This window comes from Flavobacterium sp. FG139, from assembly GCF_057809695.1.
Genome location: NZ_JBMDKL010000014.1, coordinates 41,716 through 59,303, shown reverse-complemented (window position 1 = coordinate 59,303; position 17,588 = coordinate 41,716). Strand labels below are relative to the sequence as shown.

Genomic DNA, 17,588 nt, shown 5'->3' with positions numbered 1-17,588 from the left:
TAATCCAATGAAAAAATTAATTCCATCATATGTAAGAGTTCCATTGATTTTCGCCATTGTATTTGGTGCTATGGAATATTTTATCGACTCAGGAAACCAACCAGCTTTTATAAAGTATCCAATGGTACTGCTGTTTCTGGGTGTATTTCTATTTCTTTTAATTGCGATAGAAATTGTTGTTAGTGCGGTTGATAAAGTAACATATCATTTGCTAACAGACGAACAGAAAAAACAATTAGAGGAAGCACAATCGTTGCCATTTACAGAAAGTGCTTTTTACCAAAACATTATCAAAAAGCTAACACGTTCTAAAGAAATGGAACAAGAAGCAGACGTAATGTTAGATCACAATTACGACGGAATCAGAGAATTAGACAATGTGTTGCCTCCATGGTGGGTTTATTTGTTCTACGGTTGTATTATTTTCGCTGGAATCTATTTGGTTCGTTACGAAATTTTAGGTGCCGACAATCAAGCTCAAGAGTTTGATAAAGAAGTAGCCGAAGCTAAAATTGCAGTTGATGAATACAACAAAACGGCTCCTGATATGATGAATAAAGAGAAAGTAACTTTACTAACAGATCCAGCGAGTATAACTGCCGGTAAAACAATTTTTATGGCCAATTGTACTGCGTGTCACCGTCCGGATGCTGGTGGACAAATTGGTCCAAATCTTACCGATGATATGTGGATTAATGGTGGCGGTATCAAAAACGTATTCAATACCATTATGGAAGGTGGTCGCGACGGAAAAGGAATGGTTTCTTGGAAAGCGTCTATCAAACCTTCAGATATTCAAAAAGTAGCCAGTTATGTTTTGTCGCTTCAAGGATCTCATCCAAAAGAGCCAAAACCAACAGAGCCAGAAGCTAAAAAATGGGTCGACGAAAGTGCACCAAAAACAGCCGCACCTGCTTCCGATACAACTAATGTCGCCACTAAAGTAGTAGCAACAAACTAAATAATATATACAAGTCCCGATATTATTCGGGACTTGTAGGTTAAAAATAAAAATAATGTCAAAGTTGCCAGATGAAAATTTTAGAGATAGCATAGGAACTATCAATAAAGAAGGAAATCGTTCCTGGATTTTTGCAAAAAAACCAAAAGGAAAACTATACGACCGCAGAAAATGGCTCAGCTACTTCTTATTGCTTTTTCTTTTCGCATCTCCATTTATTAAAATTAATGGAAACCAATTCTTATTGTTTAACGTTATCGAACGTAAATTTAATATTTTCAGTTTTCCTTTTTGGCCTCAAGATTTCCACATTTTTGTCATCATCATGATTATTGGTGTGGTAAGTTTGGCATTATTTACAGTGGCTTTTGGTAGAATTTTTTGTGGCTGGTTTTGTCCGCAAACTATTTTTATGGAAATGGTTTTTCGTCGAATTGAATATTGGATTGAAGGCGATAGAGGAGCCCAAATTCGTTTGGATAAACAATCTTGGAATGCCGAAAAAATCAGAAAAAGAATAACCAAATGGTTTGTGTTTTATGTGATTTCGTTTCTAATTGCCAATGTGTTTTTAGCCTATCTTATCGGAAGCGATGCCTTAATTCAGTTTGTAGAAGAAGGGCCAACCAAAAATACCAAAACGCTTATTGCGCTCATTATCTTTACGTATGTATTCTATTTTATATATGCATGGTTTAGAGAACAAGTGTGTATAATAGCTTGCCCTTACGGAAGAATGCAAGGAGTGTTGTTGGATAATAAAACCATCAATGTTGCCTACGATTATGTTAGAGGTGAAAAAGAATTGGGTCGCGCTAAATTCAACAAACAAGAAGACAGAGCCGCTTCAGGTAAAGGCGATTGCATCGATTGTAAGTTGTGCGTTCATGTTTGTCCAACCGGAATTGACATTCGAAATGGTGTTCAATTAGAATGTGTTAATTGTACCGCCTGTATCGATGAATGCGATTCTATAATGGAAAGTGTTGGGTTGCCAAAAGGATTGATTCGTTATGCTAGTGAAGATGAGATTGCCAAAAAAGAAAAATTTGTTTTCACAACCAGAATGAAAGGTTATGCTTCTGTTTTATTAATCCTGACAGGTGTATTTATCGGAATGTTATTTTTAAGAAATGATGTAGAAACCACTATTTTACATCTTCCTGGGCAATTGTTTGAGCATAAAGGCAATAAAATCAGTAACGTTTATACTTTTAAAGTAGTCAATAAAACATCAAAAGATTTTGATAATCTGCATTTCAAATTAGTTTCACCTCAAGGAGAAATCAAGTTGGTGGGTGAAAAATTTGTCAAAGTAAAAAAAGATGCTTTGTCGGAAGGAACTATGTTTGTTGAAATCAATTCTTCACAAGTTGAAGGCGATAAAATCAAATTGAAAATTGAAGTTTATAACGGCAACGAATTAATCGATACCGAAACAACCAACTTTTTAGGACCAATACGTTTTAACTAAAAAAAATACTATTATGAAAATTAATTGGGGAACAGGAATTGTAATTGCGTTTACACTATTTATGAGTTTTATTTTATACTTCATCATAAGAGTGCAAACCAATACTAAATACGATAACGAATTTGTAGTGACCGAATATTACAAAAAAGAATTGCTGGCACAACAAGATTTAGATAAAGAACAAAATGCTTACGATTTAACAAATAAAGTCGTTGTTAAAGCCGTTGCAGAAGGAATCACGATAGATTTTCCATCTGATTTTGATTGTAAAAATATAAAAGGAATAGTGTCCCTATATAGACCGTCCAACCAGAAGTTAGATTTTGAAGTCCCTATTTCATTGTCTAACCCACATTTGCTCATACCTAAAAGTAACCTGGTTGGCGGTCGTTGGGGCATTACTATCGATTGGAACTATCAAGGGAAAAAATACCTGAACAAAGAAGAAGTTTATTTTAACCAATAAATTACAACTTTAAAATGCTTTATTCTGCTTTTATATTTGGCTTGATTAGTAGTTTGCACTGCATTGGTATGTGCGGACCCATTGCTATGATGTTGCCTGTAGATAGAAGCAATCCAGCTAAAAAAGTGATCCAGATTTTGTTGTACCATTTGGGTAGATTGTCTGCTTATGCTTCGTTAGGATTGGTATTTGGTATTTTAGGAAGAGGATTTTTTATGGCTGGAATGCAACAGCAACTTTCCATTATCGTCGGAATTTTGATGATTATCATTGCTATTGTTCCCGAAAAAATCTTTATGAAATACAATTTTTCTAAACCAGTATATAAAGCCATTTCTAAAGTGAAAAGTAGTTTGGGAAGCCAATTCAAACGCAAATCTCCTGATGCTTTGTTTACCATTGGTTTGCTTAATGGGTTTTTACCTTGCGGATTGGTTTATGCCGCTTTGTTTGGCGCTATTGCGATGCAAAACATTACTTTGAGTGTAACGTATATGGTGTTGTACGGATTAGGAACCATTCCGATGATGAGTGCTGTGGTGTATATTTCCAATGTATTGTCCCTTCCTATTCGAAGTAAATTGCAAAAAATGATACCAGTTGTGGCCGTTTTTATTGGAGTTCTCTTTATTATCCGCGGACTCGGATTGGGCATTCCGTATCTGTCTCCGAACACAATGAGCTTATTTGTAAAAGCCAATGCCACTTGTCATTAAATTTAATTAATCAAAAACTAAATAGCATGGAAAAACACAATTTACTCCACGAGTTTCCTGAATATCAGGAAAAAATAGCTTATCTAAAACAACACGATGCTCATTTTAAATTATTAGTTGACGATTACCATCAAACAGAACAACATGTTCATAAAATTAATTCGGGTGTAGAGGTAGTTATAGACGAATTTGCTCACGAGTTGAAAGCAAAATTACTTCATTTAAAAGATGCCATTTATACCTATTTGAATAAGGAGTAATTTTAATTTTGGGTTTAGAGAAAAGCACGTTTTTAAACGTGCTTTTTTGTATTAAAAAAACCAACTAAAGTAAGTCGGGATTATGTTTGATCGTGTTTTATACGGTCATCGAAAACAGTTCGGTTTGTGGTGCATTGCGTTTCAATCGCAAGTCAAATGCCATGCACAAATTGCGCACAAACGGTTTTCCTTTCTCGGTTACTTTAATTTTCGTACTCGAAATTTCTAGTAAACCATCGACTTCCATTTCGTGTAATTGATTGATAATATCGGGTAATTCTTTGAAAAATTGAGTATCATTTTCCCAAGATGTTTCAAATTGGCACATCAAATTTAGAATGTGTTTTCTGATGATTAAATCTTCATCGGTTAATATATGCCCACGAAAAACAGGCAATTCATTTTGTTCTAATTTTTTATAATAAGCTTCGATGGTTTTTTCATTTTGAGCAAAACTGTACCAGCTATCGCTAATGGATGAAACCCCTAAACCAATCATCAATTGCGTTTTAGATGCCGTATATCCCATAAAGTTGCGGTGTAATGTACCTTTTTTAAATGCATCATACATACTATCAGTTTCTAAGGCAAAATGATCCATACCAATTTCATGATACTGGTTGGCCGCTAAACGTTTTTTGCCTTCTTCATATAATTTTCGTTTTTCATCATCTTTAGGCACATCTTCACCTTTAAATCCGCGTTGTCCGTTGCCCTTGATCCAAGGTACATGGGCATAACTGTAAAATGCCAATCGGTCGGGTTGTAGCGAATTGGTTTTGTCGATAGTATCAAAAACATCTTCTAACGTTTGAAACGGCAATCCGAAGATTAAATCGTGTCCAACTGATGTGTAGCCAATTTCTTTAGCCCAAAACGTTACTTTCGCCACATTGTGAAACGGCTGAATGCGATGAATGGCGGTTTGTACCTTTTCTGAATAATCTTGAACACCAAAACTGACGCGTCTAAATCCTAAGTCGAATAGCGTTTGTAAATGTCTTCGGGATGTATTATTCGGATGCCCTTCAAAACTAAATTCGTGTTCTTTGGCTTTTGTGGCTCGAGTAAAAATTCCGTTGATTAATCGTTCTAAGTTTTCAGGTGAAAAGAAGGTTGGCGTACCACCACCTAAATGGATTTCTTTAATTATGGGTGTATCTGGAAAAGCATCACAATACAAATTCCATTCTTTCAAAACGGCATTGATATAGGGATGCTCTACTTCGTGGTTTTTGGTAATGCGTTTGTTGCATCCGCAAAAAGTACACATACTTTCGCAAAAAGGCAAATGAATGTACACACTAATTCCTTCGGAAGCATTACTTTCATTGAAGGATTGAACAAAGGTTTGTTTCCATTTTTCGACAGAAAATAAATCTTCTTCCCAATAAGGTACGGTTGGATAACTCGTGTATCTTGGACCGGGAACATTGTATTTTTGAATTAATGAAAGTGACATGACAATATATCTTTAAGTTCCAAAAGTAGTTTGTGATACTTGTAAAAAAAATGATAATTATCATAATTAAAAAAGCCTACGGTTAAGTAGGCTTTTGTATTTATTTATTCAGATTTCGAATCTGTTTAAGCTTTTCTTTCCAAGAAATTAATTCTTCTTTATGTCGCTCGATAGTTTTTCTAACTTCGGTTACAATAGAATTTTCTTTCTTAGCATTTTTGGTGTTTTGGAAAAACTGAATGTTGTTTTCTAATTGGAAAATTTCATTTTGAACTTCATCAATCTTGCGCATGATAAAGATTTTCTCGTTGTCTAATTTTCTACTGTCTTCAGAGCCAGCTAGATTATCTAACTTGTTGGCAAATCGCAATTGCTCGCTTTCTTTTTTGCTAGAACTTAATTTTTCAAACAAGGCATCCAAAATTTTATTGAATTTACCTTCAATATGTCTTCTGTTAAAAGGAACTTTGCCAATGGCTTTCCACGCTTCAATATGCGCTTTTATAGCGTCTAAGTCGGTTTTGTGTTCTCCAATTAATTCAAAAGAGCGCAACGTTTCTAAATATTCTTTTTTCTTTTCAAAAGCAGCAACTTCTTCTGAGTTTTCTTCTTTTTTACTGTCTTTTAAACGCTCAAAATAATGATTACAAGCGGCTTTAAATTCTTTCCACAATTCGTCTGAAAATTTTCTTGGCACATGACCTACCAATTTCCAATCTTCCTGAATTTGCTTCATTAATGGAGTAGTGGCAGCAAAGTCTTCGCTTTCTTTCAACTCGTTTGCTTTTGCTACTAACGCTTGTTTTTTACTTAAATTATCGTTTTGATCTTTCTTAATTTCTTTGTAAAAAGAGTTTTTAAGTACATTAAAGTTTCTTACGGCTGATTTAAAAGCGGCCCATGTTGCTTCGTTTACGTCATTCGGAACTTTGCCTGTAGCAAAGAATTCGTTACGTAATGCTTCCACTTTGGTAATCTGATTCAACCACGCTTGGTGTGCATCTACTTTCTGTTGAGCTAATACTTCAAGTTGTGCAATAATGTTGTGTTTCTTTTCAAGATTTTCAGATTCTTTGGCTCTAAATCCTTCGTAAAACGATTCGCGTTTGTCGTGTAATTGTTTGGTCAATTCACTAAATTGTTTCCAAAGTTCTTCACGGTGTTCTCTTGAAACCGGACCAATATCTTCTTTCCAGATTTTATGTAAATCTTGCAATTCACGGAACGCTTTATTGATGTCTGATTCGTTTACCAATTCGGCAACACGTGCTATAATTTTTTGTTTGTGTTCTAGATTATTTTTGAACTCAATATCACGCGCTTCTCTGTCTAAATGCAAGAAATCGTAGAAGTTTTCGATGTGAAAATGATAATTGTTCCATACGTGATTGTATTTGTCTTTCGGAATTGGGCCTGCATTTTTCCAACGCTCACGAATGTCGTTCAACTGTTTTAAAGCATTGGCGATATTAGCACCTGGATTGTGAACCAAATTTTTCAATTCTTCCACAATAGCCATTCGGTTTTCTAAATTCGCTTTTAAACTATTTTGAAGCGATTTAAAGTGTGTATTTTTCTTATCTCGATATTGATTGTATAAGGTGTCAAATTTTGTTTTTAATGGAAAACTGTAATGAAAATCTTCGGTTGTATCTGGATTTTCAGCATGAAATTCGTCTTTTTTCTCATCCAAAAAATGATAAAATTTAGACAAAAAGGCTTTTTTAATTTCTTCAACATGTTCTCTAACCGACATGACTTGCTCAGTAGCCACAAGAGTTTCTAGTTCGGCAACCAATTGTTCCATAGGTAACGCTTCATAATCTTGAAGCGGAATATCATGTCGTCCTTTAAGGGTTTCGTCTTCGCTTTCTTCGGCATTGGCATCAGCAATGGCATTCATAGCAACATCACTTTCTGTAGCAATTACAGGACTTTCATCAGCCACTTGTGCATCAGTAAGTTCAATTACATTCTCTGATTCAACGGTTTCATCATCAGTTTCAACAACATTCACTTCCGTTTCAGGAGCTTCATTGGAAATTTCTTCACCCACTAAATCTTCTACTTCCAATACTTTTTCTTGTTCGGCTTCAGCTACTAATGGCGCTTCTACTTCCGTATCAGGCACTAAATCAGTTACGGCTTCAACTTCTTGACTTTCAGCTTGAACCGCTTCTTGCGATTCGTTGTTTACGTTTCCATCTGCCGCGTTTTCGTTAACTGACAGGTTATCATTCAATTCTTCTGACATTTTTAAATGTGTAAGGTTATACAATTTTGAGGGCGAAAGATACTAAAGTACAGCCAAAAAACCAAGAAAATCAATGGTTTCTGTTAATTTTATTTACCTAAAAAGAATTGAAAATATATTGTTGGAAAAAGTTTAGGAAAGAAATGATTTATTTATTCCAAATTTTCCAAGCCTTTTCCGCTTGAAAAACCAGCATTTCATAACCGTTTTTAATCACAGCACCTTTTTTCTTTGCTTTTTTCAAAAATTGGGTTTCTTCAGGATTGTAAATCAAATCGAAAGCGATATGTTTTGGAGTAAAAAATGCATACGGAATAGGCGGAAATTCTTTTATATTTGGGCTTGTACCCAATGGAGTACAGTTGATTATAATTTGAAAATTATCAAAAGTAGTTGCGTTAATTCGATGGTAATCAATACTATTTTGTTTCGCCTGTTCGCTATCGCTCGGGTCAGTAGCTTCTCTAGAAACATAAGTATAAAAAATACCCAATTGTTCTAAGGCAAATGCTACTGCTTTGGCGGCACCACCAGTTCCTAAAATTAATGCTTTTTTGTGATGTGATTGCAGTAAGGGTTCGAGTGCTTTTTTAAATCCGTACCAATCGGAATTGTACCCTTTTAAATTCCCTTTTTTAGTAAAACGAATCACATTAACAGCACCAATTCGATAGGCTTTATCCGACAAAGTATCCATGTAGGGTATGATGGCTTCTTTGAAGGGAATTGTAACGTTTAGTCCTTTTAAATCGGGATTATTTTTTAAAATAGTTGGAAATTCTTCAATGTTTTGAATGTCAAAATTTTCATAAACACAATCGTCGAATAAATCTTGAGAGAATTTTTCAGTGAAATATTTTTTAGAAAACGAATAGGAAATATTTTTACCTATTAAGCCGTATTTTTTTTGTGATTCCAATGTGGTATTCATTTAAAAAACCATTAAGATACGGATTAAATTAAGATAATTCTTAATGTATCACAGGTCTTAATGGTTTATTTTATTTAATAAAAATGTTATTTTTTGTGTTTTGCAATGAATTTTTGAACGTTAGGTTTTTCCCAAACGGTAGGAAAAAATTCTTGAATTAAAGTGTGGTGTTTAAAGTTCAATCGCAAGCCATTGCTTAAATGAAATGTTCCTTTTTCTTCTTCATTTAAAGTGAAATACAAACCTGCTAAACGGTATTCTACTTCATATTCTTCTGGGAAATATTCGGCTGCTTGTAATAAGGTCATAATAGCATTGTCAAATTCTCCTAAGAATTGTAAAATATCTACCCAAAACAACCAAGTATCCAATTGATAGTCACCAAATTCAACGGCTTTTCTATAACCTTGTTCTGCCTCTTCATAGAAGTTCATGGCTTTGTTAATGGTAGCATAACGTTTCCAATAGGCGCGATTTTGATTGTCTATGGCTAAGGCGCGGTTAACATAATACAACGCTTTTTGGTAGTTTTTTAAGCGAACATAAAAATCGGTTATGGCGATCCATCCTTTATCCAATAACGGATCTTCATGAACCGTTTTGTTGAAATATTTTAAGGCCTCGGCTTTGTTGCCTAGTTTTTCATGACATTTACCAATGCGCAACAACGCATACGAGGTTGGATCATCCAATTCGATGGTTCTTTGATAACTTTCTATAGCATCTTCATAACGTTTTAAACGCTCTAATGCTTTTCCTTTTTCCATAAAGGCACCTACAAAATCATCGTCAATATAAGTAGCAAATTCAAAGGCTCGAACAGCATTTTCATAATCTTTCAACCCATAATATAAACGCCCTTTTTGGTGCCATGCAATTTCACTGTATGGGTTTTTATCAATATAGGTTTTTAAAAATTCAATAGCATCGGCATTTTGATCTAAAAATTCATAACAATAGACCACATTATAGAGTGCCGATTGATCTTCAATTTCTTCTTCCAAACATTTGATGAAGTTTTCTTTGGCTTTTTCTAAATTGTCCATGAAAAGATATTCCATGCCAATTAAGTTGTAAACATCACTATAATCTTCGGTATATTGAAGAGCTTCTTCTAGTAGTTGAACCGCTTTTTCGTGGTTGTCTCGTTTGGAGTAAATATTTGCTTTTTGGATAAAAATTTCTTCGTTGGTAGGCTCTAAGTCATACAGCTCATTGAGCATTTTTTCGGCAATCTCCAACTTGTCTTCATAAATCAACATCTCCACCTGAACTAGTTTTAAACCAATAGATTTAGGATGTTGTTCTAATCCTAGTTTTAAAGCTTTTTTGGCCAAACTTGCCTTGCCCATATCAAGGTAATGAAGAATGATTTCTTCAAATTCCTCTGAATCGAAAAAGAAAACTTTATTGGTTTTTAGCATCGATTCAAATTTTGATAAGGATAAATTGTAGTCTTCTTCGTCGTGTTCCAAATGCATAGCTTTTTATTTAAAATTATCCTTAATAAAAGTAATTAACTCTTATCGAATTGAGAGGAATTTCGTTTTTTGTTTTGAACAATTTAATTAACAGAAAATCAATTGTTATTTTGAATTACGCATTGTCATTTGTACTTCGTCCATTACGTCGAGTATAATTTGACAGCCTTCACGAATTTCATCTTCGGAAATCGTTAATGGTGGTGTAATTCGAATGGCTTTTCCTTCAAATAAGAGCCAAAACAAGATTAATCCTTTCTCTTGACAACGCAAAATAACTTCATTTGTTATTTCGGCATCTGCTGTCATGGCAGCAAGCATCAATCCTTTTCCTCTAATTTCATGTATCAAAGGATGTACCAAAAGTTCGCGGAATAATTTTTCTTTTACTAAAGATTGAGAAGCGTAGTCTTTTTCTAACACTTCTTGTAGTGTCGCTAAACATGCTGCCGCAATGACAGGATGTCCGCCAAAAGTTGTGATGTGTCCTAATTTAGGATCGTGACTCAATAAATCCATGTACTTTTCATTGGCAATGAATCCACCAACTGGCATTCCGCCAGCCATTCCTTTACCAATAATCACCACATCGGGAACCACATTGTAGTTTTCAAATCCGAATAATTTTCCAGTTCTACCAAAGCCTGGTTGTATTTCATCTACAATCAATAAAGCACCTACTGCTTCACAACGCTTTTTTACTTTGGCTAAAAAATCGTTTTGTGGTTGAATAAAACCAGCACCACCTTGAATACTTTCCAAAATGATTCCGGCTGTTTTAGTCGTGATTTTTTGAATGTCTTCTTCGTTGTTAAACGTAATGAAATCGACATCTGGAATTAATGGGCGAAAGATTTGCTTCCGTTCTTCAAATCCCATGACGCTCATCGAACCCATCGTATTACCGTGGTAGGCATTATGACACGAGATCAACTGACTTCTTCCAGTAACGCGTCGCACTAATTTTAAGGCACCTTCACAAGCTTCGGTACCCGAATTAACCAAGTAAACTTTGTTCAATTCTTTAGGTAGGTTTTCCACTAATAATTTACAATATTGAACCGCCGGACTTTGCGAATATTCGCCATACACCATCACATGGGAATACTTGTCTAATTGGTCTTTAATCGCTTGATTTACTCTGGGATGTTGATGCCCAAGCGAACAAGCCGAAACACCAGCTACAAAATCGAGGTATTTTTTGTTATTAGTGTCGTATATGTAAGAACCAATAGCATGTGACACCTCCATTCCGAGTGGGTAAGGAGAAGTTTGCGCTTGGTATTTTATAAAATCGTTATTCATTGTTTGGTCAATTGTTTGTACTTCGTACTTTCAATTTATTTCTTTCCTCTTTTCTTTTTATCGTAATTCAGTGTTTCTTTCCTAACTTTCATAGGAACGTTAGGTTTGGCATTATCGATTTTAGTTTGTTCCTGAATTTTTTGTTCTTCGGCTTCTTCTTCTGGTGGAAAAATTTCTTCTTTCGATTTTATTCGTTCGTCACCACGCCAAACAAAGCCTCTGAGTTTCCGAGCGTTTTCGGGTAAATCTTTGTCAGGATAGATATCACCATCCACTTCATTAAAAAAAGTTATGGTGTCAATTTTACTTTTATCATCCATCAACATGTTAATGCGACTGCTTACATTTTTGTTAATTCCGATGAGTTCGTTTTTGTCATTCCGCATGTAATACACTACTTCTGTGTTTTTTACAACATCGGCTTCATACATTTTGTTATCCTTAAATTTACCATACAAATTGAGTCCTTTAACTTGATTGTAACCTGTTCCGATGGTGTCTTTTGAGATGATAAATGTATTGTTGAGTACTTTTAAAGAATCGAGTTTTTCGGTGGTATTATTGCCAATAAGATGCATCACATCTCCAGTAATTTGGTTTTCGAAATTCCACAGTATGGGTTTGCCGATGAGTTGTGTGAGTGCTTTCTTTTGGTCCGAATGAATCGAATCACATTTGCCACTCATATCACTTTTAAAAAACCTCACGTTTGGAAAACCACGAACTATTCGTTCTCCTTGCTTACCTGTTACAATTAGTTTTTTGGCATGAACAAACATCGAATCTTTTTCCATCATGTAGCGAACCGAAGCGCGTTTGGTAATAAAAAGCGAGTCTTTTGCTTTATACACTTCGCCATAATGCCCACGAATAATGGCTTTATTTACAGAATCGGTGATTTTGACATTTCGAGTTCCTGATGAGAATTCTTTTTTTCGATCAAAATACAAACTGTCGCCTTCTATGAGTCGATCTTTGTATTTGATGTAGGATTTTTTGAGAAAATGGCCTACATTGTTTTTGGTGTTGTAAAATCCGTTTTCGGTATAAATAAAATTGTCTTTTCCTACAATGGTTGACGGTCCGAATAAATAGGAATGTCCCGAATTGGTATAATAATCTAAATGATTCGATTTAATGGTATATTCAGGATTGGTCAATACTACAGAAGTCAAAAATTGATATTTTTTTTGTTGTACAAAATAACGTCCCGATTTACTTTTTAGGGTATTGTCTCTATTGGTAATGGTTCCACCCGAATTGTAATAGGCTTCTTGTTTGACGCGATCAAAATAAATAGTATCGGTTACCATATTGGATTCTGGCGAACGCATCACCACATTTCCAGTGGCAAAAGCTTGCTTTACATTGCCATTGTACTCGGCATATTTGCTATTCAAATACAACGTGTCGCCTTGAACCATTTGTACATCACCAAAAGCTTTGATGTAATTTTCAGTTTTAAAATAATAGGCTTTATTGCACGTCATGATTACACCGTCATGATTAACACGAACGTTACCAGTAAGCAATAAAGCACCGGGAAGTTCGTATTCATTTACGTCTTGATAATCGGCGTGTTCAACAAAAATTTTACTTGTTTTCTGGCCGAAAGACGATGTGAAACTCAACAATAATAAAAGGATATAAAAACTATATTTTTTCAAGGATTGTAATTTTGAAGCAAATTTATGAAAATAGAACCAACACAAATCTTTATTAAGATTTTTTTATTACATAAGAAAAATGACAGTCAAATTTTTATATTTGTTGACTCGTGTTATTAAACATACTCATCATGAAAAAAGTACTACTACTTGCAGTTCTAGGATTGTCATTAACGGCATCTGCTCAGGTCAAAAAACATAAGTCTAACGCCAAAAATAAAAAAGTTACCGTTGTGGAAAAGAAGAAAGTGGTTTATCAAGTTTTTACCAGATTGTTTGGAAATACAAATACAACGAATAAACCTTGGGGAACCATCGCCGAAAATGGAGTAGGGAAGTTTAACGATTTTACGGATAAAGCTTTAACTGAAATAAAAAAATTAGGCGTTACTCACATTTGGTATACTGGTGTTCCACATCATGCTTTGGTGAATGATTATACGAAATACGGAATTTCTAATGACGATCCAGAAGTGGTTAAAGGTCGCGCTGGTTCACCATATGCTGTAAAAGATTATTACAATGTAAATCCCGATTTAGCGGTTGATCCAACCAAGCGTTTGGAAGAATTTGAAGCGCTTATTGCTCGAACACACAAAAACGGATTGAAAGTAATAATTGATATTGTTCCCAATCATATTGCTCGAAAGTATGTGAGTTTGTCAAATCCTAAAGGCGTTCGTGATTTTGGAGCTGACGATAATGTTAATGTAGAATATGACCGAAATAATAATTTCTATTACATTCCGGGACAACGTTTTGAAGTACCAACATCCGATAGTTACAAACCCTTAAATGGAGAAGCAAATCCTTTAATCGACGGTAAATTTGATGAATATCCTGCAAAATGGACAGGAAATGGGTCGCGATTAGCAAAGCCAGACATCAACGATTGGTATGAAACGGTAAAAGTAAATTACGGAATTAGACCAGATGGTTCTAAAGATTTTCCGGAGCTACCAGAAGATTTCGGACACAAATCGTATCAAGAGCATTTTGCTTTTTGGAAAGATAAGAACGTACCAAGTTCGTGGGTAAAATTCAGAGATATTGCCTTGTATTGGACGGCCAAAGGTGTGGATGGTTTTCGTTATGATATGGCCGAAATGGTACCTTACGAATTTTGGAGTTATATGAATTCGGCTATCAAAATGAAAAATCCAGATGCGTTTTTGATGGCAGAAGTGTATAATCCAAACGAATATAGAAACTATATTTTTAAAGGTAAAATGGATTATTTGTATGATAAAGTTGAAACGTATGACCATTTAAAAGCGGTAATACAAGGAAAAACAGTGCCCGATGGACTATCTGATATTCAATACAGAAATGCCGATATTTCTAAAAATATGCTTCACTTTTTAGACAATCACGACGAACAACGTTTGGCTAGTCCAGAATTTGCAGGAAGCGGTGAAAAAGGAAAACCCTTAATGGTTGTTTCTACCACCATTAGTGCGGCACCAACGATGGTTTATTTCGGACAAGAAGTTGGTGAAGCTGGAAATGAAGACGCTGGTTTTGGTAGACGTTCTAGAACCTCAATTTTCGATTATGTGGGCGTGCCCAATCACCAACGCTGGATGAATGGAGGCAAATTTGACGGCGGTCAATTGTCGCAAAGCGAAAAAGAATTGCGTGATTTCTACCAACGTTTGTTGAATTTTTCATTGAAAAGTGATGCGTTGATGGGACAATTTCAAGAAATTCAAGGCATTAACCGACACGAAACCGCTAATTATGATGAGAAAGTATATTCGTATGTACGTTGGTCGGATACTGAAAAACTAGTAATTGTAGCTAATTTTTCACCCGATCACAATAGCACTTTCGATTTGAAATTACCCTCCGATTTAATTGCAAAATGGCATTTAAAAGAGGGTGTCTATACCGTTAAAGATAAATTGTATGGAAGCACTACCCAATTACGAGTTGAACATGGAGTTGGTTTCATGAAAGTGAGTATCAAAGGAAGTGAGAGTTTTATTTTTAAATTATAATGCATAAAAAAAAGCCCTTTCATGACGAAAGGGCTTTTTTTTATTCTATTTTTTTATACTGTATTTTCCGTTTTTATAAATCAATGTTTTATAGGTTGGCTTTAGTTCTGTTTTAGTTTCTATACAATCATCTTCATCTGTTTTAGAAGGCACCGATTTAATAATGGTTACTTTTGTTTTAACCGAAATATTATAAAATTCATTGGTTTTTTCTTTTTGTAACATGAATACCGAATTAGATTCTCTAGTATTAGAGTGGCATCTTAAATCAGTTTCACCATTATTTAATTTTGCTTCAAAATTGTCTAATATTTTTTCAATATGATTATTTTGAATCATGAATAGTGAGAGATTCTCAGATTCATAGGGATTAACTGCTGAACTTCCTATATAGTGACTTCTAATTCCAAAAGCTCTAATTCCTTCTTTTAGTTTATAGTTTGCCATATCTAAAGATACATTTGTAAGTGTAATGGCATCTGACCCATATTCATTTTTAAATACCATTTTTTGAAGTGTTTTACCAGATGAAACTTCAACTAATAGTAAAATTAGATCACAATCAAAACCATCACTTTCATGAACACCATTATATTTTACAAGTGCAACAATGGCATTTGAAGGATTATTTGGTAGTGTTTTGATTTCAAAACTAAAATAATCATCTTCGTTGTATTTGATTTCTTTTTTAATTTTTTCTTCTAATTGATTTTCTTGTGAAAAGACCGATGCAGTTAAGAACAGGAAAATAAAAATAAGGTATTTCATAATGCGGTTAAATAGAAAAGGCTGTCGTTACGACAGCCTTAATTTTTATCTTGTTATCGTCTGTTTTCGATCAGGACCAACAGAAACAATTTGTATCGGAACTTCGACTTCTTTTTCGATGAATTCGATGTACTCTTTCAATTCTATTGGCAAACTATCAAAAGTGGTTAAACCTGTTAAATCGGCTTTCCAACCTTTAAATTCGGTATAAATTGGTGTTACATTTTCCTCTTCAATGTTGTAAGGTAAATGATGAATAACTTCTCCTTTGTAGTTGTAAGCGGTGCACACTTTTAATGTTTCAAATCCAGACAAAACATCACCTTTCATCATCATCAATTGCGTAACCCCATTCACTTGGATAGCATATTTCAAGGCCACTAAATCCAACCACCCACAACGTCTTTTACGTCCAGTTACCGAACCAAATTCGTTGCCAACTTTGGCCATAACATCGCCATCATTTCCAAAATCTTCCGTAGGAAACGGACCTGAGCCTACACGAGTAGTGTACGCTTTGAAAATCCCTAAAACTTCTTTAATTTTGTTAGGTGCAATTCCTAATCCAGTACAAGCACCAGCAGCAGTGGTGTTAGAAGAAGTTACAAAAGGATATGTTCCGAAATCAACATCCAATAAAGAACCTTGAGCGCCTTCGCAAAGAATTGATTTTCCTGCTTTTTGGGCTTGTGCCAAATATTCTTCACTGTCGATAAAAGTCAATTTTTTCAAATCTTCAATAGCATCAAAGAATTCTTTTTCCAATTCGGATAGATTGTATTGAATATCAACATTGTAAAAAGCAATCATCGCTTCATGTTTGTCGGCTAGTGAGCGGTAACGTTCTTTAAAATCAGCTAATTCAATGTCGCCTACACGAAGACCATTTCTACCGGTTTTGTCCATGTAAGTTGGGCCAATTCCCTTTAACGTTGAACCAATTTTGGCTTTTCCTTTTGAGGCTTCTGAAGCTGCATCCAACAATCGATGTGTTGGTAAAATTAGATGTGCTTTTCTAGAGATGATCAATTTCGATTTGATATCCAAGTTGAATTTGGCCAAACCATCAATTTCGCTTTTAAAAACAACCGGGTCAATTACGACTCCATTTCCAATAATATTGATGTTGTTTTTGTGAAAAATTCCAGAAGGAATAGTTCTTAAAACGTGCTTGATTCCGTCAAATTCTAAAGTATGTCCTGCGTTTGGGCCGCCTTGAAAACGAGCGATGATGTCGTATTTTGAAGTAAGAACATCTACAATTTTTCCTTTTCCTTCGTCACCCCATTGTAATCCGAGTAGTAAATCTACGGTCATTGTGTTGTTGTTTATAGTGTAGTTAGTTTATTCTTTTTTCTTATTGGCATAAAAATACAAGGAGTGATTGCTGATTTCAATTCCGAAGATTTCTTCCATGGTTTTTTTGATGGTTTGTATTCTTGGATCACAAAATTCAATTACTTCGCCAGTATCGGTCATGATGATATGGTCGTGTTGCTTATCGAAATACGACTTTTCATAATGTGCTTGATTTTGACCAAATTGATGTTTACGCACCAATCCGCAATCTAAAAGCAATTCAATCGTATTGTAAAGTGTAGCACGAGAAACACGGTAGTTTTTGTTTTTCATTTTGATATACAAGTTTTCAATATCAAAATGCTCTTGACTGTCATAGATTTCCTGAAGTATAGCATAGCGTTCAGGGGTTTTACGATGTCCTTTATTTTCAAGATACGCAGTAAAAACACCTTTTACAGTTTCTTGATTTTTAGTATTATCTGATGCGATTTGTGTCATAAGGTGCAAAGATAATTTTTTTGTTTAAGGTTTAAAAGTTTAT

At 34.7% G+C, this 17,588-nt stretch carries 15 protein-coding genes; 6 read left to right on the top strand and 9 right to left on the bottom strand.

What is annotated here, in order from left to right; all coding sequences use genetic code 11:
- Nucleotides 1-7: 7 nt before the first annotated feature.
- The 5 genes from ACODSI_RS12235 to ACODSI_RS12215 are packed head-to-tail and all read left to right on the top strand — an operon-like array spanning nt 8 to nt 3,877.
- Nucleotides 8-961: a cbb3-type cytochrome c oxidase N-terminal domain-containing protein gene (locus ACODSI_RS12235; protein ID WP_488917143.1), complete on the top strand. Its 954-nt coding sequence runs from the start codon at nt 8-10 to the stop codon at nt 959-961.
- Between the two features lie 55 nt (nt 962-1,016).
- On the top strand, nt 1,017-2,435 hold the full coding sequence (gene ccoG / locus ACODSI_RS12230) for a cytochrome c oxidase accessory protein CcoG (protein WP_488917142.1): 1,419 nt from the start codon (nt 1,017-1,019) through the stop codon (nt 2,433-2,435).
- A gap of 13 nt (nt 2,436-2,448) precedes the next feature.
- Nucleotides 2,449-2,901 (top strand): FixH family protein, encoded by a 453-nt coding sequence (locus ACODSI_RS12225; protein WP_488917141.1) that lies wholly within the window; start codon nt 2,449-2,451, stop codon nt 2,899-2,901.
- Nucleotides 2,902-2,915: 14 nt separating this feature from the next.
- Nucleotides 2,916-3,617, top strand: a complete 702-nt coding sequence (locus tag ACODSI_RS12220; RefSeq protein ID WP_488917140.1) for a sulfite exporter TauE/SafE family protein — start codon at nt 2,916-2,918, stop codon at nt 3,615-3,617.
- A 26-nt stretch (nt 3,618-3,643) separates the two neighbouring features.
- Nucleotides 3,644-3,877: an HP1242/YdcH family protein gene (locus ACODSI_RS12215; protein WP_488917139.1), complete on the top strand. Its 234-nt coding sequence runs from the start codon at nt 3,644-3,646 to the stop codon at nt 3,875-3,877.
- A gap of 97 nt (nt 3,878-3,974) precedes the next feature.
- On the opposite strand, the gene hemN is transcribed toward ACODSI_RS12215, so the two are convergent.
- The 6 genes from hemN to ACODSI_RS12185 all read right to left on the bottom strand — a co-directional run bounded on the left by hemN (nt 3,975) and on the right by ACODSI_RS12185 (nt 12,977).
- Nucleotides 3,975-5,339, bottom strand: a complete 1,365-nt coding sequence (hemN, locus tag ACODSI_RS12210; RefSeq protein WP_488917138.1) for an oxygen-independent coproporphyrinogen III oxidase — start codon at nt 5,337-5,339, stop codon at nt 3,975-3,977.
- Nucleotides 5,340-5,439: 100 nt separating this feature from the next.
- Nucleotides 5,440-7,593 carry a DUF349 domain-containing protein gene (locus ACODSI_RS12205; protein ID WP_488917137.1) on the bottom strand — a complete coding sequence of 718 codons (2,154 nt, stop codon included), beginning with the start codon at nt 7,591-7,593 and terminating at the stop codon, nt 5,440-5,442.
- Nucleotides 7,594-7,741: 148 nt separating this feature from the next.
- Nucleotides 7,742-8,524, bottom strand: a complete 783-nt coding sequence (locus tag ACODSI_RS12200; protein ID WP_488917136.1) for a shikimate dehydrogenase family protein — start codon at nt 8,522-8,524, stop codon at nt 7,742-7,744.
- Between the two features lie 86 nt (nt 8,525-8,610).
- Nucleotides 8,611-10,005 carry a tetratricopeptide repeat protein gene (locus ACODSI_RS12195; RefSeq protein WP_488917135.1) on the bottom strand — a complete coding sequence of 465 codons (1,395 nt, stop codon included), beginning with the start codon at nt 10,003-10,005 and terminating at the stop codon, nt 8,611-8,613.
- A 105-nt stretch (nt 10,006-10,110) separates the two neighbouring features.
- Nucleotides 10,111-11,310 carry an aspartate aminotransferase family protein gene (locus ACODSI_RS12190; RefSeq protein ID WP_488917134.1) on the bottom strand — a complete coding sequence of 400 codons (1,200 nt, stop codon included), beginning with the start codon at nt 11,308-11,310 and terminating at the stop codon, nt 10,111-10,113.
- Between the two features lie 35 nt (nt 11,311-11,345).
- Complete coding sequence (locus tag ACODSI_RS12185; RefSeq protein ID WP_488917133.1) at nt 11,346-12,977, bottom strand: OstA-like protein; 1,632 nt, start codon at nt 12,975-12,977, stop codon at nt 11,346-11,348.
- Nucleotides 12,978-13,108: 131 nt separating this feature from the next.
- On the opposite strand from ACODSI_RS12185, the gene ACODSI_RS12180 reads away from it, so the two are divergent.
- Nucleotides 13,109-14,977 carry an alpha-amylase family protein gene (locus ACODSI_RS12180; protein ID WP_488917132.1) on the top strand — a complete coding sequence of 623 codons (1,869 nt, stop codon included), beginning with the start codon at nt 13,109-13,111 and terminating at the stop codon, nt 14,975-14,977.
- Between the two features lie 45 nt (nt 14,978-15,022).
- Here the strand turns inward: ACODSI_RS12180 and ACODSI_RS12175 are convergent, their stop codons facing one another.
- The 3 genes from ACODSI_RS12175 to ACODSI_RS12165 are packed head-to-tail and all read right to left on the bottom strand — an operon-like array spanning nt 15,023 to nt 17,545.
- Nucleotides 15,023-15,745, bottom strand: coding sequence for a PA3715 family protein (locus ACODSI_RS12175; RefSeq protein WP_488917131.1), 723 nt, complete (start codon nt 15,743-15,745; stop codon nt 15,023-15,025).
- 45 nt (nt 15,746-15,790) lie between these two features.
- Nucleotides 15,791-17,062: an adenylosuccinate synthase gene (locus ACODSI_RS12170; protein ID WP_488917130.1), complete on the bottom strand. Its 1,272-nt coding sequence runs from the start codon at nt 17,060-17,062 to the stop codon at nt 15,791-15,793.
- A gap of 27 nt (nt 17,063-17,089) precedes the next feature.
- Nucleotides 17,090-17,545, bottom strand: a complete 456-nt coding sequence (locus tag ACODSI_RS12165; protein ID WP_488917129.1) for a Fur family transcriptional regulator — start codon at nt 17,543-17,545, stop codon at nt 17,090-17,092.
- Between the last annotated feature and the right edge of the window lie 43 nt (nt 17,546-17,588).

Excerpts from the sequence above, each read along its gene's own strand:
- ACODSI_RS12235 (WP_488917143.1), top strand. The coding sequence starts at position 8 with ATGAAAAAATTAATTCCATCATATGTAAGAGTTCCATTGATTTTCGCC.
- ccoG (WP_488917142.1), top strand. The coding sequence starts at position 1,017 with ATGTCAAAGTTGCCAGATGAAAATTTTAGAGATAGCATAGGAACTATC.
- ACODSI_RS12225 (WP_488917141.1), top strand. The coding sequence starts at position 2,449 with ATGAAAATTAATTGGGGAACAGGAATTGTAATTGCGTTTACACTATTT.
- ACODSI_RS12220 (WP_488917140.1), top strand. The coding sequence starts at position 2,916 with ATGCTTTATTCTGCTTTTATATTTGGCTTGATTAGTAGTTTGCACTGC.
- ACODSI_RS12215 (WP_488917139.1), top strand. The coding sequence starts at position 3,644 with ATGGAAAAACACAATTTACTCCACGAGTTTCCTGAATATCAGGAAAAA.
- hemN (WP_488917138.1), bottom strand. The coding sequence starts at position 5,339 with ATGTCACTTTCATTAATTCAAAAATACAATGTTCCCGGTCCAAGATAC.
- ACODSI_RS12205 (WP_488917137.1), bottom strand. The coding sequence starts at position 7,593 with ATGTCAGAAGAATTGAATGATAACCTGTCAGTTAACGAAAACGCGGCA.
- ACODSI_RS12200 (WP_488917136.1), bottom strand. The coding sequence starts at position 8,524 with ATGAATACCACATTGGAATCACAAAAAAAATACGGCTTAATAGGTAAA.
- ACODSI_RS12195 (WP_488917135.1), bottom strand. The coding sequence starts at position 10,005 with ATGCATTTGGAACACGACGAAGAAGACTACAATTTATCCTTATCAAAA.
- ACODSI_RS12190 (WP_488917134.1), bottom strand. The coding sequence starts at position 11,310 with ATGAATAACGATTTTATAAAATACCAAGCGCAAACTTCTCCTTACCCA.
- ACODSI_RS12180 (WP_488917132.1), top strand. The coding sequence starts at position 13,109 with ATGAAAAAAGTACTACTACTTGCAGTTCTAGGATTGTCATTAACGGCA.
- ACODSI_RS12175 (WP_488917131.1), bottom strand. The coding sequence starts at position 15,745 with ATGAAATACCTTATTTTTATTTTCCTGTTCTTAACTGCATCGGTCTTT.
- ACODSI_RS12170 (WP_488917130.1), bottom strand. The coding sequence starts at position 17,062 with ATGACCGTAGATTTACTACTCGGATTACAATGGGGTGACGAAGGAAAA.
- ACODSI_RS12165 (WP_488917129.1), bottom strand. The coding sequence starts at position 17,545 with ATGACACAAATCGCATCAGATAATACTAAAAATCAAGAAACTGTAAAA.